The sequence below is a fragment of the Vibrio sp. B172a genome (assembly GCF_030248355.1).
Lineage (GTDB): Bacteria > Pseudomonadota > Gammaproteobacteria > Enterobacterales > Vibrionaceae > Vibrio > Vibrio owensii.
In genome coordinates this window covers 39082-63412 of sequence record NZ_JAHGAC010000014.1, presented here as the reverse complement: position 1 = coordinate 63412, position 24331 = coordinate 39082, and the positions used below count along the sequence as shown (strand labels likewise).

Below are 24331 nucleotides of genomic sequence, written 5' to 3'. Positions count from 1 at the left end.
AGTCAAAACAAAAAAGCTCCGAGATTACTCGGAGCTTTTTAATTGCCTAAAGGTGACTAACTAGCCTGTGGAGCAGGTTGTTGGTTGGTAACCTCGGTTTGTTCTTGTTGTACTTCCTTGGCAAGGATTTCATCTTGTTGGCGTTGATGCTCCATAATTTGTCCGTAGTTTTGTTTAAGGTATTGGAGGGTTTTAACCGCCGCGATGAAGAACACTGGTACGATCAATACGATGATCAGTACAGGGAATGCTTTAAGGATGTTTAAGTCTGCATTAATCAGCAAGAAGATGATTGGCAACGCTGTTAGCAACAAACACCAGAATAGGCGGAACATCGGGTTTACGTTTGCTTCTTCATCTAGCTGCTTAGTCGCGATGCCTGCCAGTGAATAAGACGTGCCATCTAGTGTTGTTACTGTAAACAGAATCATCGTGACTAAGTAGATAGCAGTAAGCAACATCGGGATAGAGGTAGAATCAAATACTTGCTTCACCAACTCAGTTGGCTGACCTTCACCAATCAGTTTGACACCATCAACGACGCCGTTGTTTACAAGATCCATTGAGAAGGTGCCACATACACCGAAGATAACCGCAGAGCCCATTGTGCCGCCAATCACGAGGATGAGAACCACGTCTTTTAGCTTCTGACCTTGGATGATCTTAGTGATGAAGACACCTACACCCGGTGAGTAAGAAATCCAGTTCGCTAGGAAGAATACCGTCCAGTATTGAGGGAACAACGTTGTGCCATATGGATCTGTGTTGGTGCTCATGCGGATGTATTCAGTCAACATGATACCAATGCCATTGGTTAAGTTGTTCATGATCAGAGCGGATGGTCCGATGATGAAGATGATACCAACAAACGCTGCACAGATATAAATGGTTGCACTAGATAGGCGGGCCATGCCTTTCTCAATGCCGATGTAAGAGCTGAGAGAGAAGATCACTGACAACCCAAGGATAACGCCAATACCCAACATTAAATTGTCTGGAATGCCCGTTAAGCTCGCTAGGTTAGAGGAAATCATCGGGATCCCCAAACCTAATGTTAATGCGGTTGCAGCAAGCGTTGTGATAATAAACAGTAGGTCAATAAACTTTTGCGCCCAAACCGGTAAACGGTCGTCAAACAGTGAGTTAATGACACCACTTAAGCTCATTCGACGGCTTTTCTTTAGGTAGAATACGACGGCGAATGGGATGGCTACAATGAGGTAGATAAACCAGCCTGCTGCGCCCCAGTGGAACATGTTGTAAGCCGTAGCGTATTCCATTGCCATGGCTTTATCTGTAATACCGAACTGAGGGTCCATGAAGTAGTATACCGCTTCAATAAAGCCCCAGTACATGGTGCTTGCACCCATGCCCGCAGACAATGCCATTGCGAACAGTTGGAATTTCGTAAACTTAGGTTTGGTGTCGCCCATACGAATATCGCCATATTTAGAAAAGGCGAGGAACAATAGGGCACCTGTTGCAAAAAGTGTGTACCAAAGGAAACCAGAACCGAAGTTAATGACGGTAAAATCTAGCATGCCGCTCATGGTGCTTTTTACGGCTTCTGGGTATACCACTGCAAGAATACCTAGAAGCAGTACAAATCCAAAACTGCCAAAAGTAAGTTTCCAGTCGATTTCTGAAGTATTCAATTTCATTGTGACTTTCCAATATTGTCTATTAATGAGAATACTCGGACGGCCTTGTTTATTGTCACTGACACTCAGGGTGTCTGCCTTTCTCCCGTTCCCATACGAGTAATTAGAAAGGCAGACAGTGTAGGGTTAGAGGGATGTCAGTCTTTTGCTGTCTCTGTATTAATTGTTTATGTCATGAAGCATGCGGTTTATTCGAAAACGTACGACGCCACAGACATTTCTTTCACTTTGTCCCAATCCATTTCAACACCTAAGCCATTGCCTTCAGGAGCACGGACATAACCTTCTTTGTCGGTGCGGATAACGGTTTTCGACGCTAGCTCAAAGTCTTCGTAAGGGTAGAACTGTTCAAAGAATTTGCAGTTGTTGTGCGCAAGAGCGACGTGCAGGTTTGCGGCTTGCGTTAGCGTGTAACCCATTGATTGGATCTCTAGGTTCTTAGAGAAGCCCTCTGCAATGTGGAAGCATTTGTTTAGAGGTGTAATACCACCGCAAACCGTCGCGTCTTGGCGAATGTCAGACCACATCTCTTGTGATAAGGCATAGGTCACTTCTTGCAGTGTTAACAAGCAGTTACCATGACTAGAAATCTCAAGGTCAGTGTTTTTAACTAGGCGTTTATAAGTGTTGTAGTCGTAATCAGAAACCGGTGCTTCTAACCATTCCCAGTGGTAGCGTTCTAGGCGTTTGGCCATTGCCATTGCTTGTTCTGGCGTGTAGAAGGTTGCCGTATCAAGCATGAATCGAATGCCTGTTTTGCCGTAACGAGCCTGAACTGCGTCAACAAGGGCAACGTCCTTTTCGTACACGCAGTAGCAGTGAAGTTTGATTGCTTTAAAGCCGTGTGCAATACAGTCGTCTAGGTACGGGAAGTACTCTTCTACGGTGTCGAACATTGGCGTCGATGCGTAAGACAACATTTTGTTTCGAGCGCCACCTAAAAGCATGTAAAGAGGCATGCCCGCTTTTTTGCCTTTGATGTCCCATGCTGCAATATCAATTGGCGCTTTAGCCGGCAGACCACCCCAAGTACAACGCGCCATTAACCAGTTGTAGAGCTCTTGAGTTGCCAATGGATTTTTACCCAGTAAACCTGGAACTATGGTGCGTTGAGATTCGATAATGCAGCGGTCAAAATCGTTCTCTGTGTAGCTGATTGTTGCGCCTAACCCCTCTGTACCATCGTTACAAATTAGACGGACGATGTTATTGGTGTATAACAAAGGTTCTTGGTTATCTGCCCATGGTACAGGTGCTGCATCGCGGTCTGCTACAGCGTAAAGTTCTACACGTTCAATTTTTAGATCGGTCATTTTTCAGTCCTTACAGGCGTGAGCCATTTTTAATCATGGTGGCGCGAATCTCCGCGACATTTAGGTCACGAATCGCCGTATTTGTATCAATCGCTTGTGCAGCAGCAATGCCAGCTGCATGACCAAGCTCAAAGCATTGCGCGGTGACGCGAGCAGAAGCAAGGGCTTCGTGTTCGGCGCTCAAGCATCGACCAGCAACAATGATGTTTTCACCAACTACTGGCACTAGCGTGTGGAATGGGATGTCGTAGTAATCGTTAATTAGCCAGTGCAGTTTTGGTTTGTCACCGGAGTGCAATTCAATAGGCCAAGGTGTACGGCAAATGCCGTCTTCACGCTTGCGACAGTTAACAACGTCTTCATTAGTTAGCGTTTCGACACCCACAATAGAGCGCGTTTGACGAATGCCGACTTCTACACCGGTGTCGACAACGAATGCTTGCTCACAACCTGGAACAAAGTTGTTCAAGAAACGGGCGTACTCACGAACTTGGCGACGACCAAACACTTCAGCCTCTGTGAAATCTTCAGGATCAATGACGTTCAGCATGCGTCCATCTTGACCTGCAAGGCGTGTCGCATTAACCATCAGCTCATTCGCGCGTGTGGTCGGAAAAATCCAAATCTTATGACGTGGCAACTGGTATTCACCGCTTTCGTTGGCTGCAAGAATATTTTCGGTGACTTTTGGAGGGCAGATCGTGTCGTTGCCGTAGTAGTCAAGATAAGTGTCCATATCGACTCCGCCAAAACGGAAGAACATGGTTGGGTTTTGAATACGGCCATTGTCGCCAAAGTAATAATCCATGCCCGCACGAGCTACCACAGCAGCATCACCAGAAGCGTCGATGATTTGTTTACTTAAGATGATACTTTGACCTGCGTTTGATTCGATGATCACGCCTTTAAATGCATCGCCTTCCATGATCACGCCTGTGACTGACGTATGGAATAGAGTTTTGACATTTGCTTGCTCTAGGAAATCATCTGCTACTTCACGCCACATCAAAGGATCGTGCGTCACTGTGTACGTTTTACCGTAACGCTGTGGAGCTGTGACGCCACCTTTGTTTTCTAATGCTTGACGAAAACGTTCTGTAAAGCCGAATACCACTTGTTCTGGTTGTGCATTTTCATCATCCGATGCCATGTACATACCGCAAATAGTGCCAGATAAGCCCGCGACGGCAGCACCACCGCAAAAACCGTATTTCTCAATTAGCCAAGTGTTTTTACCTAGACGACCAGCCGTTTCAGCTGCGGCAACACCAGCAGGACCTCCGCCAATGACTAACACTTCTACTTCAGCCAAAACAGGTAGGTCAGGAGTGTGTTCATAACGACGGATAATGTTCCAAGATTTCATTCTTACCTCACTAATAGATGACTGATGTTCATTTGATATATCAGTTGTATGTTTTTAATATATTCGGATTTCTTTTTTTGGTACAATGGCAAAACTTCTTATCGTGAGATTGCTCACTAAAAGATTGATCAATGGAATAGGAACGAGAATGACCGTAAATTCAGTCAATAAGACAGAAGTTGCATACAGCAAACTTGAAAAAATGATCATCTTCCGCGAATTAGAACCAGGGAGCATGGTCAGTGAAAAACAGTTGGCAGAAGAGTTAGAACTTGGGCGAACGCCAGTTCGAGAAGCGCTACAAAGATTGGCTTATGAATGTATGGTTGAGATCCACCCGCGACGTGGAATTCAAATCCCAGCAATCTCTGTCGAGAGCCAACTAAAGATCTTAGAAGTCCGTCGCGACATTGAAGCTTTATGTGTCAACTACGCTGCCTCGCGAGCAAGTGTTGAAGAGAAACAGCAGATGTTAATGTTGGCAGAGCAGTTAGAAGCTTGTGCAGAAAACAAAGATGATCTGCTTTACGCGTCTTTACTTAAAGAAATCCATACCTTGCTCGTCAAAGCTGCATGTAATGAGTATCTACAGTTAGCAATGGCACCACTACAAGGCTTATCCCGCCGCTTTTGGTTTGCATTTAAAAACCAAGACTCAGATTTGGTTGAAGCATCTTCTCTTCATGCTGCCGTTTTACGCGCTGTCAGCCATACTGATGCTGAGGAAGCGGTCGCGGCATCACATCGTCTCAATGACTACCTAACTGATGTGGCTTATCGAACGATTAAACCGAGGAAGTAATGTCGTTTTAGATCCGTTTGATTACAGCAACAAAAAAGCGGCTTAAAGCCGCTTTTTGAATTTCTTCGTCTTAGAATCGCAGAGATTAAGGCTGTTGCTTAGTTGGTGCTAGAGCGATTTCACGGATACAAACGTTTTGTGGTTGCTGATAAGCAAATACAACTGCACGTGCGATGTCATCAGCAGCTAGCACGCCGCCCATGTCTTCTTTCCACGCACCGTAACCATCTTTGATTTCTTGTGATGTAGTGTGAGAAAGCAGTTCAGTTTCTACCGCGCCTGGTGCGATTGTTGTTACGCGAACGTTTGACGCAGCCACTTCTTCACGAACGTTTTCAGAAATTGCGTGAACTGCGAATTTAGTACCACAGTAAGCCGCATGATCTGGGAACGTCTTTTTACCTGCGATTGAGCTAATGTTGATGATAGTACCGCTGTTGCGAGTTTTCATTGGTGCTAGCACAGACTGCATGCCGTTTAGCAAACCAAGTACGTTCACGTCGAACATACGTTTCCACTCTGATGCATCTTGTGTGTCAATTTGACCAAGTAGCATCACGCCTGCGTTGTTTACTAGTGCGTCAGCAGGGCCAAATTTCTCTTCTGCTTTAGCAATTGCCGCTTCAAATGAAGCTTTTTCAGTAACGTCTACTTTTTCACATAGCGTGTTTGGCAGGTTTAGTGCTTCTAAGCGCTCTACACGACGAGCAAGAAGAAGAAGTGGGTGACCTTCATCGCTTAGACGGCGTGCGATAGCTTCACCAATACCAGAACTTGCACCTGTGATTACAATCAGTTTTTTCATCTTTTGTTTCCTTAATTTTTTAAGAATCGCTTTCGTTTGAGAGCAGCTTTTAGTTAAGAACACCTATCTCGCTGCGATGTGGATATATTAAGGAAATGGCTTTTGTTGATATATATTACTTCAGTTAAAACACTGTTGTCATATGGCAACAATAAGTGATAACTCAATGAAAATTAGACAATAAAAAAGGCGCACTCGGTGCGCCTTTGTTTCTGAATTGCGTGCTAAGCGATTTGCTCTTGTGTGCATACAACGCTGTTATCGCTACCAAAGCCATTTGGCACGTATGCGTCTGCTTGTGGATCGTTTTCCCACTCGGCTTCGTTGAATAGGTAACGGAACTGGATATTCTGTTCCTTCGGCAAGCGCGTCTTAAACTTAAACTGGCCACTTTTCTTCACGAGCTTCATTGGTTCTGGTTGCCAGTTGTTGAAATCGCCTGCAATTTGAATCGACTCCCACTGGTTTTTGTCTAGCTCGAACGTGACTTCGACTTCATCTTTTGTTTTAAAGAATCTCTTTTTAAGCATTAATCTTTCCTTGTTTGTACAAAAACTGATCTAACTATTACTCAGGTTTCATAGTGATTTCAAGTGTTATCGGCACTGCAGTCGGTATCGAGTGTCAGAATCGTCTTGTTTGTGAACCTAGCATTAAGTGATTGGCTTGTATGAAAAGAAGGATTCTGTATGATGAAGATTCACCGTATTTTGAAGAAGTTATATGCTGAGTTTTAACCGTACATTTATGACGACAATGCTCTGTCTATTAGCCATGTTGCTAACGGGCGTAGCGTCGAGTGTGCGTGCAGCCACAGCGCCAATCGAAGTGAGTTCGACTAACGATAGAACGGCTGAGCTTCATCAAAAAATGGGCGTGGACAATACGGACTGTATTGAATCACACCATGGTGATCATCTGATGGAGAAAGGGCAGCAAGTACACACCAGTTGTAGCTCTTCTTGTATCGTCAAAATACCAACCAACCTCTTACAAGATGATGTGATTTTATTACCGCATAGTCTTGCATTGATTGATAAATCACCCACCCCAAAAGCAGTGACAGTGATTTATAAGCCTTACCGTCCTCCTATTGTTTGATTCCTTTATTCATCACAAACCAGCATTGCTGGATTTTTAAACATTAACAAATGAATACGGCACACCTGTGCCCAAAGGAATCAAACATGAAAAAGCTATTTGCTCTTTGCAGCACTCTACTACTGGCATTCACTGCTCACGCGGCGCAATTTGAAGCGGGTAAACACTACAAAATCTTGGATGTAGAGAAAGCAAAAACACCGACAGTCACCGAGTTCTTCTCTTTCTATTGCCCACACTGTTACAAATTTGAATCTGTCATCGACAACTTGAAACCAGCGTTACCGAAAGACGCTAGCTTTGAGAAAGTACATGTCGCATTTATGGGTGGTGATATGGCTGTTCCGATGGCGAAGTCTTACGCAACAATGGTGTCACTAGGTGTTGAGGATAAGATGGTGCCGGCGATGTTTGCGCAAATTCATCAGAAGCGTCAAGCACCTCAAAACGAAGCAGAGCTTAAGCAACTGTTCGTTGATAACGGCGTCGATGGCAAGAAGTTCGATGCGGCGTACAACAGCTTTGCAGTGAACTCTATGCAGAAAGGTTTTGATAAACAATTCAAACAAAGCACGCTGACTGGGGTTCCGGGTGTTGTGGTGAACAACAAGTACATTGTGTTGCCGAATGAGATCCGCAGTTACGATGATTACAACGCGTTAGTGAACTACTTATTAACGCTATAATCGCGTCAATAAAAATGGCGACCAATGAGGTCGCCATTTTTTATGTTGTTTTTGCGTTAGCGGAGCACAGCCGTACAAGCTGCGGTTGGCATATCAGTCATAAAGATCGCATTTGGATAAAACAAGCTAGCAACAGTGACGGCAACGTTACAAGGCTGAGCGATGGTGGTTTTCACTACGTTGTTAAGAACCACTCCAGTGGTATTCACCGTATTGACCGCAGCCTGTTGTGCTTGATAAGACACACAACCCGCTGTTGCATTGATAACTGCGGTACTAAAAAGAAGTTTACGAAAAAACATATTCATATCCTTTGTGAATGCTTTTGAGATACTTATATGACCATCCATTCATAATTAAAACAAAACGGTGTTCAAAATTACGCGCACTTCACGAAATGAACATTGTTTTATATAACTTGGTTAATTTTGTGATCTGGTAGGTGGACAGACCAGTTTAAGCAATTAAAACCAACCCATGCATAAGTACCACACCTGTCGTGAGCTTGCCTCGCATCATCTGATACCCTTTTGGCTCCGCCTCTTTTTCTACTCTTCGAATCAGCTTTTCCGCGTACCAAACGGCAATGTAGCCAGCTGCCAATAACAGAGTCGCGATGACATAATGCTTGTTACCTTGCAGCAATGCTCCCCAAGCAAGCAATACGAATAAGTTACTTAGCACCAAGGCATTTCGACTCAATCGATGGTAAAAATGATCAATGGCGTTGCCCCAAAGTACCCCGGAAAGAAAACTCAAAATCACCGCACTGTAAGCAATAAAAAACTGCTCCCCAGATAAGTTAAACAAAGTCCTTTCTGTAACGATGAGAACCAAGCTGAACAGAAAGGGCAGCAGTCCTAAATAACCCAATTGCAGCATTGTCGTACGTGTGGTCGTCATGGCAGCCTTCCTTACAGTTGCTGTTCAATCATGTTAGTAAGCGTAGTACTTGTTGGAGAGGTTGAACTTGGGAAGGTCGCAACGACTTTACCTTCTTTGTTGATCAAGAACTTGTAGAAGTTCCACTTCGGAGTAATGCCCGCTTGAGTACTGATCTCGGCGAATACTGGGTTTGCATCCTCGCCAAGAACAGAGGTTCGCGCCATCATAGGGAAGGTAACACCGTAGTCGAGATAGCAAATTTTAGCGGTTTTTTCTTCACTGCCACGGTCTTGACGAAAGTCGTTACTAGGGAAGCCCACAACGGCAAAGTTTTGATCTTTGTAAGTCTGATGCAACTGCTCTAATTGCTCGAATTGAGGGGTAAAGCCGCATTGGCTCGCGGTGTTCACGACAAGTAGCGTTTTGCCTTTGAAGGCGTCACACAGCTCTATTTCTTCCGTTGAATTGAGAAGCCTTTGCTTTCCTTGCAAGATATCTGGACAGCTCGATGCAAAAGCCAAAGAGCTGGTGGAGAGTAGTGTTGCGGTAAGTGCGCTGCGAGTGATTCCCTTCATGGTGTTGATTCCTTTTGTTTTTGCTAAGTATAACTACTCGCGAAGGAATCAAATCGATCAAAAAAGCCGCTGAGTTCAGCGGCTTTCGACTAGAGCAAATGCGTGTTGATTACGCTAGCTTCAAATCAAATTGATTACGGTAAGCAACCATGTCTTCTATGGTAAGCACTGGCATGTTGTGTAAACGACCAAACGCAACGATCTCTGGTGCTTTTGCCATGGTACCATCTGGGTTTGTTACCTCACATAGCACACCTGCAGGCTGTAGACCGGCCATTTGCATCAGATCGATAGTGCCTTCTGTGTGGCCACGACGAGTCATGACGCCACCAGGGCGAGCACGCAAAGGGAATACATGACCAGGACGAGCTAAGTCATCTGGTTTTGCATTTGGGTTTGCTGCTGTTTTGATAGTTGTTACACGGTCAGCGGCAGAAACGCCAGTTGTTACGCCTTGCTTCGCTTCAATAGAAACCGTGAAAGCCGTTTGGTTTGCGCTGTTGTTGTTCACAACCATTGGTGGCAGTTCCAATTTGTCTGCTTGAGCGTCTGTCAGGCACAGGCACACAATGCCGCTGCATTCGCGGATCATCAGAGCCATTTGCTCATTAGTCAGGTGCTCTACGGAATAAATGATGTCGCCTTCGTTTTCACGATCTTCATCGTCAAGAAGAAGCACGCCACGGCCTTCTTTTAATGCGATAAGTGCGTTTTCAACGCGAGTAATTGGGTCGCCAAATTCGGCAAGTAGTGATGACTGATTCATGGTTAACTCCTAAATATCACCAGAATCAGGGCGGTATGAGGGATCGTCACATTCTATGCAGGCAATGAGCCGCCAACTGTAAGATGGCACAAAACCACGCAATAAAAAATGCGATCCAAAAAGAAGTGCACCAGTGTTCATCAACACAGAACGTTGAGGAAACCGCTGATGTTTTCTTATTCTCTTTCATCCGGACTATGACCGTCGGCTCTGGCATCTCACCAGATCTGCTGACCTCGACGAATCGAGCGCTCGCGGGCTCACTCAAAAGAGTATACCGCCGGTGGGGAATTTCGCCCCGCCCTGAGAACATTGAATCCAACCAATATGGTTAGAAGTAAAAAACTCCGACACTCAAATGAGTGGTCGGAGTAGAGATAGTACTGCGAACGCCTTGGCTTGAAAAGTAGATTGCAACTACTTGATGGAAAAGTGCGCTATCTGCTGAAGTGATCAGTTTTGATAAAGTGATCAATCTGCGCAGGTACATAGGTGTTGTAGATAAGGCTAGTGTGAGTCTGTTTCGTCTCTATATGATCTTGCATGCCTTCTAAACGTGTTTCATCAACGGTCACTGTGCCATCAGACATGGTGTTGTCTTTATGCATGAGAATCGGCCTAGCGCCAATGCCCATTGTGCCAGCGATACTGCCGAGCTTTTGTGGGAAAGTCCAAACATCTTCGTGCTTGTTAAGGCCGTGATACGGTGAGTTACCAAGCATCGCACCGAATCCCAAATCTTGAATGCGAGTGACGATAGATGCGCCTTTCAGTGGCGATCCAATTGCCACAACGTGTGACACCAGACTTGTCGATGGCTTTCGGCTCGCGAGGTATCGTTTAATCATCAAACCACCTAGGCTATGGCCCACCAACACATTTGCAGTCAGTGGATTAAGTGCTTTGTCGATGGAATCGAACAGCGACTCTTCGTTAATTGAAACCGTGTTGTAACTCAATACTTGGGTCTCGTAGCCCAGCTTTCTCAGCTTTTGGCTAAGAGGCTGCATGACCAGCCCATGCATATAAAGACCATGTAAGATGATGATTTTCATAATACCTCCTAGATTTATGACGTTGATTTTATCCTACTAGATTCTCCACGAGACTACTGTCAGCGAATTAGCAAATCTTGCACTTCTTTTTGTAACAAATGGCGATCTAACATGGTTGGTTGTAATAACTCACCAATATTGACTTCGATACGAGACCAAAAGCGAGTAGGGCGCTTCGTTAACGCGTGTCCATTCTTGTGGCTGAAGAAAGAGCCCCATAAGCCTTTTAACGCCATTGGAATCACGGGAACCGGTGTACGTTTTAAAATCGTCTCAACACCCGGTCGGAACTCGCCCAGTTCACCATTTGAGGTCAAACGACCTTCAGGGAAGATACAAACTACCTCGTCGTTATTAAGAGCTTGCTCAATCTGTTCGAAAGCTCTTTTGTAAGTCTCTGCGCATTTGCGTGGAGAGCAGATTGGGATAACGCCAGCATGACGAAAAACGTGCTTAAGAACAGGCAGCTCACTGATTGATTTGTCCATCACGAATCGAACAGGACGGGTTGATGTGCCCATTAGAATCAAAGCGTCTACATAGCTCACATGGTTTGCCACAATCAGCGCAGCGCCTTGCTCTGGGATATGCTGACGACCGGTTACCGAAACTCGGTACAGACAGTGGCTTAGCAAGTAGCTAACAAAGCGCTGAGTAAACTCAGGTACTTGACGGTAAACGTAGATAGCCACGATGAAGTTACCGACGGCCAAAATGGCAAATAGCTCAACAATAGAGAACTCTAAAACACTTAACACCAAGATAGAAACAGCAGCGGAAGCGACCATAAACAGTGCGTTCATGATGTTGTTTGCCGCAATAGATTGAGCACATTCGCCCTCTTCTGAGCGCGATTGGATAAACGCATAAAGGGGAACAATAAATACGCCTCCGCTCACACCAACCAAGAACAAGTCGATCATTACTCGAATATGTGAAGATTGGGCAACAAAGCTTTGTACGTTGTAATACTGACTTGGGAAAGATTCGATTGCAGGTACTGCCCATAGTAGGTCGGCACTGAAAATCGTTAAACCCAAAATACCAAATGGCAGAATACCCAGTTCAACTTGATTGAAAGACAGTTTTTCACATAGCCATGAACCTGTTGCGATACCAACTGAGAACAGAGCCAACAACAGAGAAACCACAGTGCTGTCTGCAAATAGGTGTTCGCGAGCAAAGTTTGGGAATTGAGTTAGGTAAGTTGCGCCCATAAACCAGAACCAACTGATCGCTAGAATCGACATCCAAATACCGCGTTGTTTTTGTGCCAGTTTGAGTGTTTTCTTCAAACCAGTAATAGGCTCGAATTTTACTTGGTCACTTTTCTTACTTGGCAGAGAAGGGATGTTTGCGCTGCTTAAAAAGCCCAGTAGTGACAGTGTAATCACAATGCAAGAGGCGATAAGCATACCATTTGGAATTGCAAGCAATAGACCTGCGCTTAAGGTACCAATCAGGATAGAAAGGAAAGTCCCCATTTCAACCCAAGCATTACCTTTCACTAGTTCATCAGATTTTAGCGCCTGAGGAAGTAGAGCGTATTTCACAGGGCCGAAGTAAGCCGATTGAGTACCAGTCATGAAGAGTAGAACCAGCATTAGAATGGCACTCTGCGTCATGATAGCCGTCGCTGCACAACTCATGATCACTAACTCAATAAGTTTTAAGCGGCGGATTAATTTGGCTTTGTCCATGTTGTCGGCAATCGCACCGGCGTGGGCAGAAAACAGAAAGAAGGGAAGAATGAATAAGCCAGCCGCAAGGTTAACAAAGAGGTCGACCGACATTGGTAGTGAGTCAATTTGGCTGTAGGTCACCATCAACAAGAGAACATTCTTGTAGATATTGTCGTTCAGTGCACCAAGGCACTGAGTCACGAAATAGGGGAAGAATCGTTTAGTGAGAAACATGCTGGCTCCGTAATTGCAAAATCGCGTTGAGATGGAAGCACTTTAAAGGTTGCGTTTTAGGAAGCTAGCACGAAGAAAAGAGTTACGTTATGAGAAACTAAAAGTAACACTTTACGATACTTTTAGTTTCATGATTTTGTGATATTGCACTGATTGGTGCTCTTATGTGTTACGAAATTAGCTTAGTGTCGAAACCAGACGCTGAGCATTCTCAATGTGACAAACAGAATAAAACCAGAGAGTCCAATAAAGCCTAATGTCACCAAATAAAAGAACAGACGCACCAAGCGAGCTTTCATTCGTTTGAAAAAACCGAGGCTCGGCGTAAGTTCAGGAACATGCTGAAAGCTTGAGATCATCACCCAAGCGGCAAGCGCCCACAACGCCGTTACGCCACTCGGAATAAGATAAGACTCCTTAACCACATCAGAAAGTTGCAAGAGTGTGGTAATGAACACCGCAAAACCACCAAACGCGATGAGTATGAATAAAGGGAGAATAGGTCTCGTCTTGACCGATAGGCTTTTGAGTTTATCGAGCATCAGATAGTACCTATTTGCGTTCCCAAGGGTTAAACAGCGGGAATGTCCAACGACGCATCGCAATCACCAGTGAGGTACCGTGCTTCTCGTTCATATCTAGTGAATCGTCGCTTTGACAGATCTGATAAAACTCATCAATGACCTTTTGTAGCTTTTGCTGCATCTTCTTGTTGGTTGGCAAGCTCATTAAGCCTGTTGCCATCACTAGCTTTTCATCTTCAGCAGAGAAATAGCTCTGGAAGAAAGCTTCTTGAACTTGTTGCTGGAAGAAACGCTGAATAGGGCCACCTGTGTGCCACTTGAATGTCGGAGATATACGCAGACGAATCTTGTTACCTGGCAGCAAGTCGATGATATTGAGGCGGTCGAGTTGAGCTAGCTTTTGTATCAGCTCTAACTCATCAAAGGTGTATTGCTCGATGATTTGTTCGAAGCGATAACCATTGACCACACAAACCGCAACCAACAATAAGCCTTTATCATCAACCAACTGTTTTTCTTGTTCTAGCGTGAGCGACTCCAGCCCTTTGTTGTGTGCTGCTGCCAGTTTAAATAGCTCTGCCATTTCTAACCCAATCAGCTGACAGATGCGCTCCAAGCGGTCGAGGCTGATTTGACTGCCTTCTGCCAATAAGCGTTTTACTGAGCCCTCGCTTAGCTCCAAATGCTGTGCGACATCGACATAGTGCAAACCAGACTGCTTGAGCTGGCGTTTGAGCTCTTTAATTAGGTCGTGACTTTCCGACATATTAACCTTCTACTTCTTGGCGCAACTGATCTAGGTAAGACTGCATAAACGCTTTACGCTTCAAACCTTCTTCATAGGCTGCTTTGGTGTTCATCGTCTCGACTATTTTAAACAATTTGGTTTGGAAATGATCGATGGTGAATCGTTTATCTTCCAATTCTCGATGCTCTGCAAACATGTCCTGTTCGTTATATAAGACGGCATCAAACAACGTGCTCACTTGAATACAACGTGTCACACCAATTGCGCCAAGCGCGTCTAAGCGGTCTGCGTCTTGGACGACCTGAGCTTCCAAAGTATTAGGTGTAATGTTGGCGCTAAAGCTGTGAGATTCTATAGCGTGGGCGATAGCGTCATGGTATTGAGCAGGGTAGTCGATGCTTTCTAGAAACGAAATCGCTTTGGTTGCCGCAATTGTTGAGCTTTGCTTACGGTTCGGGTGATCTTTTGGGTAAGTAAAGCAATCGTGCAGATACGCAGCAGGCAATACAACGGCTAAATCTGCGCCTTCTTGTTCTGCTAGTTGACGAGCGGTTTTGACTACGCGTCGGACGTGACTGAGGTCGTGAGCGGCATCAGTTTGCATCTCTTGCTGCATAAACTGTAGGAACTGAGGCTCAAATTGGCTGAGCTCTGCTAGGTTAAGTTGAGACATGGATTTCTTCTAAAAAATAAAGGCTTAGACAGAGTATGCCTAAGCCTTTATTAAATTGCCAAATGAGACGTTGTTATTGAGATGTTGCGAAGAAAGCCTTGTTGTTTTACTGGGTGCGAGTGAATCGGAACGTTTGTACTTTTTGTTCTGCTCCGTCGATGTAAGCGTAGCTATCGATGGTCCAAACGTTTGGACCTGCAAAACCTAGCTCGACACGCACATCACCCGTCGGAATACCTTGGTAAATGACGTCGTTAATGTTCATCGGGTAGAAGTTGTAGCGATGGCTTTGTGATTGTTGTTCACCAGCAAAAGCAACCGATACATCTTTTGCTTCATTAGTCAGCGTTAGTTGGTAGCCTGCTTGTGGATCGAACGTGAACGCGGCATTAAGGTCAACGCCTTGCGAGTTGGTCACCTTAACATTTGCTTCTGTTGTTTTTGCTAGTGAGCCGTGTGCCGACAGACCTTCTAAACCTTTAAAGTCGCGATTGTGGTTCTGGATATTTACGTTCCAATCACCAACAAAGTTATCGATCTCTTGCCACTGCTGCGGGGCATTGGTTGCTGCTGTGTTCTGACCACCGTTAATACCACTAATCGCGTCATTGCGGCTGTCGTGGCGAATGTTGTCACGGTTATTGTGAATATCCGCGCCAGCACCTGCGACACCACCGGCTACACCACCCGCAACTGCGCCTTTCACGGCGAGCTCAGCATCACCCGTCAAAGCGCCCATAGTCAGACCTAAAAGTGCACCACCTGCAGCGCCTTGTTTTGTTAATGCGTTTGGATCGTCTTCTCCCGGAGTCACGCATCCTGCAAGTAGGGGAAGAGATAGCGCCGCGACCAATGTAGTTTTATTGAAAATGTTCATGTATTTCACTCCGAGATGTTTGGTTCGAAGCTATTATTGAACGCTGTTTGATTAGGAATCCACTTATCTCGCTGATAACCGACAGTTATCACGCAAAAGTTTTGTTTACTATAAGGCTCAAAGTTTTTCTGTTTGGCTCGAGTTGAGGGAAGCAAAGAAAAGGGTCAACATTGCTGTTGACCCTAGGTTTTGTTTTATTCTTTATTTTATAAGCACTAATTTTGACGTTGTTAGTGTTAAATCTGTGTTTGGGCGATTTGTGGCTTTTTAGTATAAAGCTCAACTAACTCCCTAACTTTAGTGTTTGTTACGAAGGAGTGCAAATATTTATTACGCAAACTGTCTATATTTTGAAATTTAATTTGAATGCAGTTCACAAAATTTCACATTCAAAAACACATTCAAACCATGAAGTGTCTCAAGTTTGAGCCCACCATAATTAGGATCTATCTTTCATGATCCAGATCAGTATTGATATCTCTTTAGAGGGATAGCATTCACGCGAAAATTGATAATTATAAATTGAGTCCGAGATATGCAGGATTTATATGAGCTAGAACGTAAGTTGGTGGAATACGGCGCAGATATGAAAGGCTTAAAGGTTGTACCTGCCATTGTTGATGAAGATGGCAAGGTTGTCTATTTAGGGAATACGCCTTCGTTGCTAAGGAATGTCATTAGTTGCCGTAGACACCTAACACAGCGCGTGAAGAAATAAAAAAAGGGTCTGATTTAATCAGACCCTTTTTTTGTTTAAAAGCTCAGTGATTAGCGCTTGTAAGTCACTTGCTCTTGCTCACCAAGGTGAATGTGTGTTGTCGCAGGCTGTGTTTCTGCAATCACTTTACCGTGACGAACAGAGTAGCGAACCGGAACTTGGCGACGTACTGCGTCAAAACCATTTTCTGCAGGAAGAATCAGTAAACTACCTGACTTACCTGTTTCAATGCCGTGCTTGTCTTGAATATTCAGTGTACGTGCTGAATTCGTGCTGATCAGATCCAGTGAGTTGTTGATTTGGTCGTAACCCATCACCTGACACACGTGCAGACCCATATGCAGAACTTGCAGCATGTTTGCTGTGCCTAGTGGGTACCAAGGGTCAAATACATCATCGTGACCAAAACATACGTTGATGTTCGCATTCAGCATTTCTTTTACACGAGTCACACCACGGCGTTTCGGGTAATCATCGAAGCGGCCTTGAAGGTGGATGTTCACCAATGGGTTTGCAACGAAGTTGATGCCAGACATGCGTAGCAGACGGAACAGGCGAGATGCGTAAGCACCGTTGTAAGAGCCCATAGCGGTCGTATGGCTTGCGGTTACCTTGTGACCCATGTTGAACTTGTGCGCTAGCGCTGCAAGCGTTTCAACAAAACGTGATTGCTCGTCATCGATCTCGTCACAGTGTACGTCGATCAAACGGTCGTATTTCTGTGCCAGTTCGAAAACGTAGTGCAGAGACTCGATGCCGTACTCACGAGTGAATTCAAAGTGAGGAATAGCACCAATAACGTCAGCACCCAACTGAACTGCTTCTTCTAGCAATTCTTTACCATTCGGGTAAGACAGAATACCTTCTTGTGGAAATGCAACGATTTGGATGTCTACCCACTCTTTCATTTCTTCACGAACTTCTACCATCGCTTTTAGAGCAATTAGGGTAGGGTCAGAAACGTCAACGTGGGTACGAACGTGTTGGACGCCGTTTGCAATTTGCCACTTAAGTGTTTGCTTTGCGCGTGATTTCACGTCTTCAATCGACAGCGTTTCTTTGCGTTCAGCCCAACGCTCGATACCTTCGAAAAGCGTACCAGAGATGTTCCAGCTTGGTTCACCGGCGGTTTGCGTGGTGTCTAGGTGAATGTGCGGCTCACAGAAAGGAGCGACAGCCATGCCGCCCTCCGCATCAAGAACATCACCTGTGTAATTTAGTTCTACATTATTGTCTTCAATACGCTTGAATTGACCATCCTCAATCAAAATTTGCTGGAGACCTTCCTGTCCCTTTAGCGTTGCGTTCTTGATCAATAGTGTCGTCATGATGGTTCCTTACGCTGGCTGTTGTGCCAGTGTCTTTTTATTAAGAATAGGATTTAGAATCAGGTAGCTGATTGTGCCGCCTAGTACCGCATTCACAGGCACGATACCCGGAAGGAAGTGACCTGCTGCAACACCAATCGCCACAGCGATAATGCCAGCCCAGTTAACCGTTTGGAACTCTGCTGCTGCGAAATTTGTGTAACGTTTACGGTTCATGAAGAAGTCCGCAATGATTACGCCGCCAATTGGTGGAATTGCAAGCGATAGGAAGGTTAACCAGCCTACAAAGTTATTGTACAACCATAGTGCACACAATGTACCTACTAAACCGTTCGCCATTGAGATGTATTTACTTGGTAAACCAGTGATGTTGGAGAAGCCTAGACCCGATGCGTAAAGCGCGTTGTCGTTGGTTGTCCAGATGTTCAAGCCAAGAACGATGATAGCTGGAATAAGAAGACCTTGCGCGATCATCACTTCTGAAATGTCCGATTGACCGGTTACCGCCGCACCAGCTGCGCCGAAGATGAACATCAGCGAGTTACCAATAAAGAACGCCACCATCGTGACCATCACTGCGCCTTTTGGCTTCTTGCCGAATCGAACAAAGTCTGCGGTTAGGGTACCTGCACTGATGAATGAGCCAACCACCATTGCTAGCGCTACTGAAAAGTCGATAGGTTGTGCCGGTTGTACTTTTTGCAGTTCAGCCACGCCGCCAACACTGTTTACTGCTTCAATCACAGAGTAACCGCCAAGAAGGGCAATCGCCGGAACTGCAATCGCAGATAACACCATAAGCGCAGAGATGCCGAAGTAAACCGTTGCGGTCATGAGTAGACCAGAAATGATGATAAGCGTGTTTGTATCGATGCCTGTTGCTTTGTTTACTGGAATCGCAAACATTGCTACGCCAACACCAAACCAACCAACTTGTGTACCGCCAAGAAGTGCGGAAGGAAGCCAAGAGCCTTTAGAGCCAAAAGAGAAACGAGCAAGGAGGTGAGTGGAGAGACCAGTAGAAGCGCCGATGTAACCGAGGAAAGAAGTGTAGATACCGAGGATTAGGTTACCAATGAGAACAGCGAGGAAGAAATCATCAAAAGAAAGGCCAGTACCGAGCGAGCCGCCCGTCCACATACTTGCGGAGAAGAAAGTGAGTCCCAACATAACCATGGTTAATGATGCCACGCCCTTTCTGGCAGTGTTAGGAACCGGTCCGAGACTGTAGTTATTGTCTGCAGCCATTTTTACCTCCGCATAAAAATTAAAACTAATTATAGATCCCAATTTCTGGGCAAACGGCGCGTATTATCGTGATGTAAATCTCATAGTCAATGAGTTTTTTGTCATTTAAACGTTTACTCAAGTCTTTGTGCTTTTTTATTCCATTAAAAACATAAGGTTATATTTTATTTGAAGAGCAAAAAAGTTTGTTAATTGATCGCTTCATGCAAGAGTAATCTGTCATGAAATCGGTATCATTGAGCACTTTCTTATATCACCTTTGCTTTACACGCTTTCTTTATAAACTCAACCATTGTTACCTCTTATGTTTTTTAAGCAAACGTTTTCTTTCTGATTGGGTGTTTTGTTGCGCATAAATTAAACATAATTAAGTTTAATCGCTGATGTTTATGCGGCTTAAATAAGGAATATAGCCTCAGGTGGTTATTTATAATGGTTAACTTGGCGAAAACTGGAGTGAAATCGTTTGTAAGTTTTTGGAGTTTTGACTTTGATACTGGGATTTTGCTGCAGCTTGAATAGAGAGTACTGAGTGCGAGAAGGAGGAAGGCGAAGAAAGGAATCGGGAAACACAGATAAAAAAATAGCCAACCGCAAAGAGTGCGATTGGCTCATATACTTGTGAACAAATTCAAGTTCACTAACAACGTCAGTTGGCTAGGTGACCCTCGGCTTAAGAAGGGTCACTATAGATAATGCAGTTAGCGTGCCAACTTTAAAACCACCCTAAAAACGCGGTTTCTGTGATATAGGTTGCCTAATTTATTGTGTTAATTGCAAAATGCAAATGCGGATTGCAATTTGTAATTAATATGCTAATGATGAATTAATTAACTAGAGCAATCATTTTTACAACATTACTAGGCTGGCAGTACCCAAGAAAGCAAAGAAACCGACGACATCAGTAACGGTTGTCAGGATGACCGAACCTGCCAAGGCTGGGTCTAGCTTCAGTTTATCCAGAACAATAGGGATCAGAACGCCAAATAATGCTGCAGTAACGATATTGACGATGATGGCCAACGCGATGGTTCCGCCTAGCACGGGAGATTGGAACCAAAGCCCTGCTAACCCACCGATGATCAGCGCCCACAGCAAAGCGTTAAGAGAGCCGATACCCAGTTCGTTTTTAAGCAGCGCAAAACGGTTACCTGGGGTGATCTGATTTAATGCCATAGCACGAACCATCAAGGTCAGTGTTTGACTGCCCGCAATACCACCCATAGAGGCGACGATTGGCATCAGAACAGCAAGAGCAACCACTTGTGAAATCACGTCTTCAAACAAACCAATAGTGACAGACGCTAGAATCGCTGTCAGTAAGTTGATACCGAGCCAAACGCCGCGCTTTTGCGAGCTTTTTAGAATAGGCGCGAACAAGTCATCGCCCTCATCCATACCGGTACCCGCCATCAAGCGCGCTTCGTAGATTTCACGTTGCGTGCTCAGAGCAAACTGCCAATCTACTTCCCCAATTAAGGTTTGGTCAGCATCCGTCACTGGCAAAGCAGGAAGAGGGCTGTGCTCTAGCGCTTCGACCGCTTCTGGTAACTCCATTTTACTGTCGAGTACTGTGACGGTTTCTATCGCTAAGGTTTTAAGGCGAACGTCTTCCTCACTACGCAAGATTTCATAGTAGTTCACCGCGCCACGAAACTGTTTCTTACGGTTGATGAGATACACTTGTTGCGGTGTATCGTAGCTGTAACGCTCCATTAGGCGTCGAGCTTTGCCAACCGTGATATTAAAAGGGAGGGTGATGATCTTACGCTCAGCCCAGCGGCCAAGTTCTTCGTCTTCGTATTCATTTGCTTGATCGTAGAGGTCGAGTTCATCTTTCTCAATCAGTTCTAACGCTTCATTGATAAACTCTTCAGGCAGAGAGTCTGCCCATTCGATCAGAGATAAGTTATCTAGCTTGGCTAAGGTAAGCTTTAACTCAACTTCAGAAAGCGCTTCGATGATCGAAAGACGCACTTCTGCACGCATTTCGGTTAGCACATCGATGTGCAGTTCCATAGGTAACGCACGCCACAAGCGCACACGATCATCGATCGGGAAGGCTTCGAGGATCAATGCAACCGCACCGGGCTCGAGACCGCATTCGATAGAATCATTCAAAGCGGTGACTTGTTCCGCTTCGTCTGCTTGGACAATTTGTTCGATTAGAGTGGAGAGGTCTTGAAACTTACTCACCGAGCACCCCGACAGTCAGATTATTCTTATAGGCAGCTGATCAAGGTACTCGAAAATAGCAGAAAAACAATAGCCTATTGGTCAGTTGTCTGTAGGTAAGGTGAGACCAATTGGCGAATGTTCACTTTTGCGCCAATACGAGCGGCGAGTAAGTACATACCGCCAATTTTTCTGTGTAGGAATAGGGCATCGGCTGGTGGTGTGTGCCAGTACTCTTGCTCCATGCTTAGAATAGTGCCAGCCTCGCGAAGCTTCTGTGCTAGACCACTGGCTTTGAAATCATAGGGCTCATCGACCAACATAGGTTCACATGCCATTTTCACTAGATCGAGAATCGCTTGGCGCTGGTCTGGAAGGATGGTTTGGCTAAAGAAGCCTATTTGTTCAAGCGCCTCATTCAAGCCTTGCTCGTCATTATTCACGACAGACGCAAAAGCTTGGCGATAGCCAGTACTGAACCGTTCGCTGTATTCGCGGGTCGCACCAAAGTCTAGCAAGCCGATTTGACGAGTGTTTTCGATATATAAGTAGTTGGCAAAGTTGGGATCGGTTTGCACCATCTTAAATTCGAACAGCTCTCGAAACAGTAATTCGAGTAGGTTGTGCATGACAAAATCTCGCGTACTCTGATCATAATGTTCGATTTGCTCAATCGGGCTACCATCAATGAATTCCATCGCGAGAACAGAGTCTGAGCAACTTTCAGTGTGAATCTTCGGTACCACAAAATGAGGGTGCTCCTTCAAAGCGTCATGATAACGAATGGCAAATTGAGCTTCTCGTGCGTAATCGGCTTCATCATGCAGTTGCTTTTTCGCTTCTTCCAGCAAGCCTTTGTAATCAACGGACTCTGGAATCAACCCAACGACTTTAAGTAGTGTGCCGACATTATCGACGTCGCTATCGATACTTTTTCGTATGCCAGGATATTGTACTTTGACGGCTAGGTTATCACCTGCATCGCTGTAGGCCTGATGCACTTGTCCGATTGAGGCGCTGGCAATAGGTTTGAAGTTAAAGGACAGGAACTCGGCTTTCCAGTTAGCACCAAGCGAACCTTCCATAACACCGTTCAGTTGCTTCGCTGGCATTGGGTCTGCGTTGGAGCGAAGGCGGGAGAGAATATCAGCGAGCTCAGGTTCAAGCACATCACCAGCATCCATTGACAGCATTTGACCGAGCTTCATTGCTGCGCCACGTAGATGGGCGAGCTGGTCGGTTAAGCGCGCGATGTTCTGCGGCGTCAGCAATAGGTCTTTCGCTTTTGGTTTGTTGCCTTTGGCGATCTGCTTCGTGCCTTCTGCAATCACATTGCCTGCGACACGGGTAGCAAGTGAAGCGAACTTGCTGAATCTTGAGATACGATGGGTAGGTAGGCTTCTTTCCTTTGCCGACATGAATCTTCTCCGTTGTTTACTAACTAATTGTTATACGGGAAAAGTACGTGCTTGGATACAAATGAAAAGAAAACCGCCAGCGTAACTGGCGGTTTGTGAGTTTAGATAGAGTAGAAGAAGTACAGTTGAGACTTCATTCGGATGATGATCCCGCGAATCACATCCAAGAAGGCCATGAAGCCTATCGGTTTTTCACCGCTGACCCATGCAAGGCCAACAGAGCCAACAGGGATGTCGTAGCCTTCTGGCTCATCAATCTTAAGACGAACAAAGTGGTGTTTGTTCTGCAAGTTCTTACCGGTTGTGACGCGAACAGAGTCATCGAAGCCCATTAGGTTACCTTGTGATTCACCTGTTGCCTCAACAATGCCCTCTACAGTTGCTGAGAAGATCTTACCTGGATAAACCGAAGAGGAGAATTCCGCAGGCTGACCCGGTTTGATGTTACGAATCGCTTGGTGGTTCACTCGCATCAGTACGTACTTCTCGTTGGTGTACATATTAATACGCGGCATTGCTGATACACGCTGGCCTTCACGCAGGATAAAGTTAGTCACAAAGCCATCGCTAGGTGCATGCACTTTGGTGCTGTTCAAATCCCATTGTGCTTTTGCGATTTGTTCTTCCGCTTGACGCAATTCAGCCTGTTTCGTTTCAACCGCTAGCTCTGCTTTATGAATCGCCAGCTTCGCACGTGAAATATCGACTTGTTTCTTCTTGATTTGAGATTCAAGAGTCAACACATTGTGGCGAGCCATGTCTACTGTGCTCGACTGTTTGTCGATATCGCTTTCCGTGATGGTGTTTTGCACCACTCGGTTTTGCTCAACATAACGATCTAGCATCTTTTTCTGCAATTTATAGTCAACTTTCGCGGCTTCCAATTGGCTCTTTGATGTTTCCAGATCTTGCACTAGCGCTTCGTGGTTAGCTTCTTCAATCTCGATGTCGCCTTTTGCCGTCGCTAATGCAACGCGAGCAGAATCAGCGGATACGTTCGCTTGATTTAATGCAATTTCGTATTGCGTTGGGTCAAGTTCATAAATGAGCTGACCTTTTTCAACTTGTTGATTCGGCTTGATGTAAATGTGGTCAACTTTACCTTTCACGTTCGTTGAATCTGGACGCAATTGAACATGAGGAGATTGCACCACAGAACCGCCGGATAAATCCATCGGTGTGAAGTTAATCAAGCCCACCCATACGAACATCAGCCAACCCAAACCGCCAAGATAAGCGAACGATTTGGTCGCTTTGTTCCAAGGCATGCCGACTAAACGCAGCAAATAGATGAAGAGTGCCCAAACCGCTAAACCTTCTAACATTACGCCTCCTCTTGTGGCTGTGCTTCTGTTTGCGGTTTACTTTTCCATGTATCACGCAGATTGATGATGGCTTTTTCCATATCAACGAATGCAAAAATCACGGCTAGCACCCATACCCAGTGCCAGACAAAACCTATCCAGGTGAGGGCGGTGATCAACCCTATCTGATGGTGGTCTTTGCTATGTGCCTTATTAATTGGCAACTCATGGATTTTCCAAAAGCCGTAACACGCGCCTGCAACACTCGCGATTAAAACGACGGCAGCAACGACATGCAACGCTGTATCTGCGCCTGTTCCGACAAATGGGACACTCAGTAAACTCATTAAACACTCCTCTATCAAACTGTTGGCTTATTGTGATCAG

The 24331-nt window shown here is 45.2% G+C and carries 25 protein-coding genes and 1 riboswitch; of the genes, 4 read left to right on the top strand and 21 right to left on the bottom strand.

What is annotated here, in order from left to right:
* Window positions 1-56: 56 nt before the first annotated feature.
* The 3 genes from KIT90_RS15055 to KIT90_RS15045 form a co-directional block, all read right to left on the bottom strand.
* Complete coding sequence (locus KIT90_RS15055) at window positions 57-1661, bottom strand: BCCT family transporter (protein WP_264406725.1); 1605 nt, start codon at window positions 1659-1661, stop codon at window positions 57-59.
* 188 nt (window positions 1662-1849) lie between these two features.
* Complete coding sequence (locus tag KIT90_RS15050; RefSeq protein ID WP_009696264.1) at window positions 1850-2974, bottom strand: mandelate racemase/muconate lactonizing enzyme family protein; 1125 nt, start codon at window positions 2972-2974, stop codon at window positions 1850-1852.
* Between the two features lie 10 nt (window positions 2975-2984).
* On the bottom strand, window positions 2985-4340 hold the full coding sequence (locus tag KIT90_RS15045) for an FAD-dependent oxidoreductase (protein WP_264406721.1): 1356 nt from the start codon (window positions 4338-4340) through the stop codon (window positions 2985-2987).
* A gap of 148 nt (window positions 4341-4488) precedes the next feature.
* Here KIT90_RS15045 and KIT90_RS15040 point away from each other — a divergent pair, with 148 nt between their 5' ends.
* Complete coding sequence (locus tag KIT90_RS15040; RefSeq protein ID WP_010451199.1) at window positions 4489-5142, top strand: GntR family transcriptional regulator; 654 nt, start codon at window positions 4489-4491, stop codon at window positions 5140-5142.
* 85 nt (window positions 5143-5227) lie between these two features.
* Here KIT90_RS15040 and KIT90_RS15035 read toward each other — a convergent pair whose 3' ends face one another.
* On the bottom strand, window positions 5228-5947 hold the full coding sequence (locus KIT90_RS15035) for an SDR family oxidoreductase (protein WP_009704802.1): 720 nt from the start codon (window positions 5945-5947) through the stop codon (window positions 5228-5230).
* A gap of 224 nt (window positions 5948-6171) precedes the next feature.
* Window positions 6172-6477 carry an isoamylase early set domain-containing protein gene (locus tag KIT90_RS15030; RefSeq protein ID WP_009704801.1) on the bottom strand — a complete coding sequence of 102 codons (306 nt, stop codon included), beginning with the start codon at window positions 6475-6477 and terminating at the stop codon, window positions 6172-6174.
* A 193-nt stretch (window positions 6478-6670) separates the two neighbouring features.
* Between KIT90_RS15030 and KIT90_RS15025 the strand changes: the two genes are divergently transcribed.
* Both KIT90_RS15025 and KIT90_RS15020 read left to right on the top strand, forming a co-directional pair.
* Window positions 6671-7048: a hypothetical protein gene (locus KIT90_RS15025; RefSeq protein WP_285377325.1), complete on the top strand. Its 378-nt coding sequence runs from the start codon at window positions 6671-6673 to the stop codon at window positions 7046-7048.
* 86 nt (window positions 7049-7134) lie between these two features.
* Window positions 7135-7734 (top strand): thiol:disulfide interchange protein DsbA/DsbL, encoded by a 600-nt coding sequence (locus KIT90_RS15020; protein WP_041053586.1) that lies wholly within the window; start codon window positions 7135-7137, stop codon window positions 7732-7734.
* Between the two features lie 56 nt (window positions 7735-7790).
* Here the strand turns inward: KIT90_RS15020 and KIT90_RS15015 are convergent, their stop codons facing one another.
* The 10 genes from KIT90_RS15015 to KIT90_RS14970 form a co-directional block, all read right to left on the bottom strand.
* Complete coding sequence (locus KIT90_RS15015; protein WP_005433479.1) at window positions 7791-8036, bottom strand: hypothetical protein; 246 nt, start codon at window positions 8034-8036, stop codon at window positions 7791-7793.
* A 154-nt stretch (window positions 8037-8190) separates the two neighbouring features.
* On the bottom strand, window positions 8191-8637 hold the full coding sequence (locus tag KIT90_RS15010) for a DUF3429 domain-containing protein (protein WP_009704798.1): 447 nt from the start codon (window positions 8635-8637) through the stop codon (window positions 8191-8193).
* An 11-nt stretch (window positions 8638-8648) separates the two neighbouring features.
* Window positions 8649-9194: a glutathione peroxidase gene (locus tag KIT90_RS15005; protein ID WP_038867318.1), complete on the bottom strand. Its 546-nt coding sequence runs from the start codon at window positions 9192-9194 to the stop codon at window positions 8649-8651.
* A 109-nt stretch (window positions 9195-9303) separates the two neighbouring features.
* Window positions 9304-9960: a 3,4-dihydroxy-2-butanone-4-phosphate synthase gene (ribB, locus tag KIT90_RS15000; protein WP_005433496.1), complete on the bottom strand. Its 657-nt coding sequence runs from the start codon at window positions 9958-9960 to the stop codon at window positions 9304-9306.
* 174 nt (window positions 9961-10134) lie between these two features.
* A riboswitch (FMN riboswitch) is annotated at window positions 10135-10275 on the bottom strand.
* Window positions 10276-10397: 122 nt separating this feature from the next.
* Entirely contained in the window at window positions 10398-11015 is a 618-nt protein-coding gene (locus tag KIT90_RS14995; RefSeq protein ID WP_005442468.1) for a cob(I)alamin adenolsyltransferase/cobinamide ATP-dependent adenolsyltransferase, read from the bottom strand.
* A 59-nt stretch (window positions 11016-11074) separates the two neighbouring features.
* Entirely contained in the window at window positions 11075-12931 is a 1857-nt protein-coding gene (locus KIT90_RS14990) for an MFS transporter (protein ID WP_285377322.1), read from the bottom strand.
* 182 nt (window positions 12932-13113) lie between these two features.
* Window positions 13114-13473: a hypothetical protein gene (locus tag KIT90_RS14985; RefSeq protein ID WP_009704794.1), complete on the bottom strand. Its 360-nt coding sequence runs from the start codon at window positions 13471-13473 to the stop codon at window positions 13114-13116.
* Between the two features lie 10 nt (window positions 13474-13483).
* The gene (locus KIT90_RS14980) at window positions 13484-14221 is read right to left on the bottom strand and encodes a helix-turn-helix transcriptional regulator (protein WP_009704793.1); all 738 of its coding nucleotides are present in this window, start codon (window positions 14219-14221) and stop codon (window positions 13484-13486) included.
* Between the two features lies 1 nt (window position 14222).
* Entirely contained in the window at window positions 14223-14876 is a 654-nt protein-coding gene (locus tag KIT90_RS14975) for an HD domain-containing protein (RefSeq protein ID WP_020194105.1), read from the bottom strand.
* 106 nt (window positions 14877-14982) lie between these two features.
* Entirely contained in the window at window positions 14983-15753 is a 771-nt protein-coding gene (locus KIT90_RS14970) for a hypothetical protein (protein ID WP_199437960.1), read from the bottom strand.
* A 535-nt stretch (window positions 15754-16288) separates the two neighbouring features.
* Here KIT90_RS14970 and KIT90_RS14965 point away from each other — a divergent pair.
* Window positions 16289-16471, top strand: coding sequence for a hypothetical protein (locus KIT90_RS14965; RefSeq protein ID WP_009704791.1), 183 nt, complete (start codon window positions 16289-16291; stop codon window positions 16469-16471).
* Between the two features lie 50 nt (window positions 16472-16521).
* Here the strand turns inward: KIT90_RS14965 and KIT90_RS14960 are convergent, their stop codons facing one another.
* The 6 genes from KIT90_RS14960 to KIT90_RS14935 all read right to left on the bottom strand — a co-directional run bounded on the left by KIT90_RS14960 (window position 16522) and on the right by KIT90_RS14935 (window position 24291).
* On the bottom strand, window positions 16522-17799 hold the full coding sequence (locus KIT90_RS14960) for a cytosine deaminase (RefSeq protein WP_285377318.1): 1278 nt from the start codon (window positions 17797-17799) through the stop codon (window positions 16522-16524).
* Window positions 17800-17808: 9 nt separating this feature from the next.
* Window positions 17809-19047, bottom strand: coding sequence for a cytosine permease (codB, locus tag KIT90_RS14955; RefSeq protein ID WP_005442458.1), 1239 nt, complete (start codon window positions 19045-19047; stop codon window positions 17809-17811).
* 849 nt (window positions 19048-19896) lie between these two features.
* Window positions 19897-21243 carry a magnesium transporter gene (locus KIT90_RS14950; RefSeq protein WP_009704789.1) on the bottom strand — a complete coding sequence of 449 codons (1347 nt, stop codon included), beginning with the start codon at window positions 21241-21243 and terminating at the stop codon, window positions 19897-19899.
* A 74-nt stretch (window positions 21244-21317) separates the two neighbouring features.
* Entirely contained in the window at window positions 21318-22640 is a 1323-nt protein-coding gene (locus tag KIT90_RS14945; protein WP_285377317.1) for an AarF/ABC1/UbiB kinase family protein, read from the bottom strand.
* Window positions 22641-22741: 101 nt separating this feature from the next.
* Window positions 22742-23965: an HlyD family secretion protein gene (locus KIT90_RS14940; RefSeq protein WP_005442453.1), complete on the bottom strand. Its 1224-nt coding sequence runs from the start codon at window positions 23963-23965 to the stop codon at window positions 22742-22744.
* Window positions 23965-24291 (bottom strand): MFS transporter, encoded by a 327-nt coding sequence (locus KIT90_RS14935; protein ID WP_005442452.1) that lies wholly within the window; start codon window positions 24289-24291, stop codon window positions 23965-23967. The genes KIT90_RS14940 and KIT90_RS14935 overlap by 1 nt, the downstream gene beginning before the upstream one ends.
* Window positions 24292-24331: the final 40 nt, after the last annotated feature.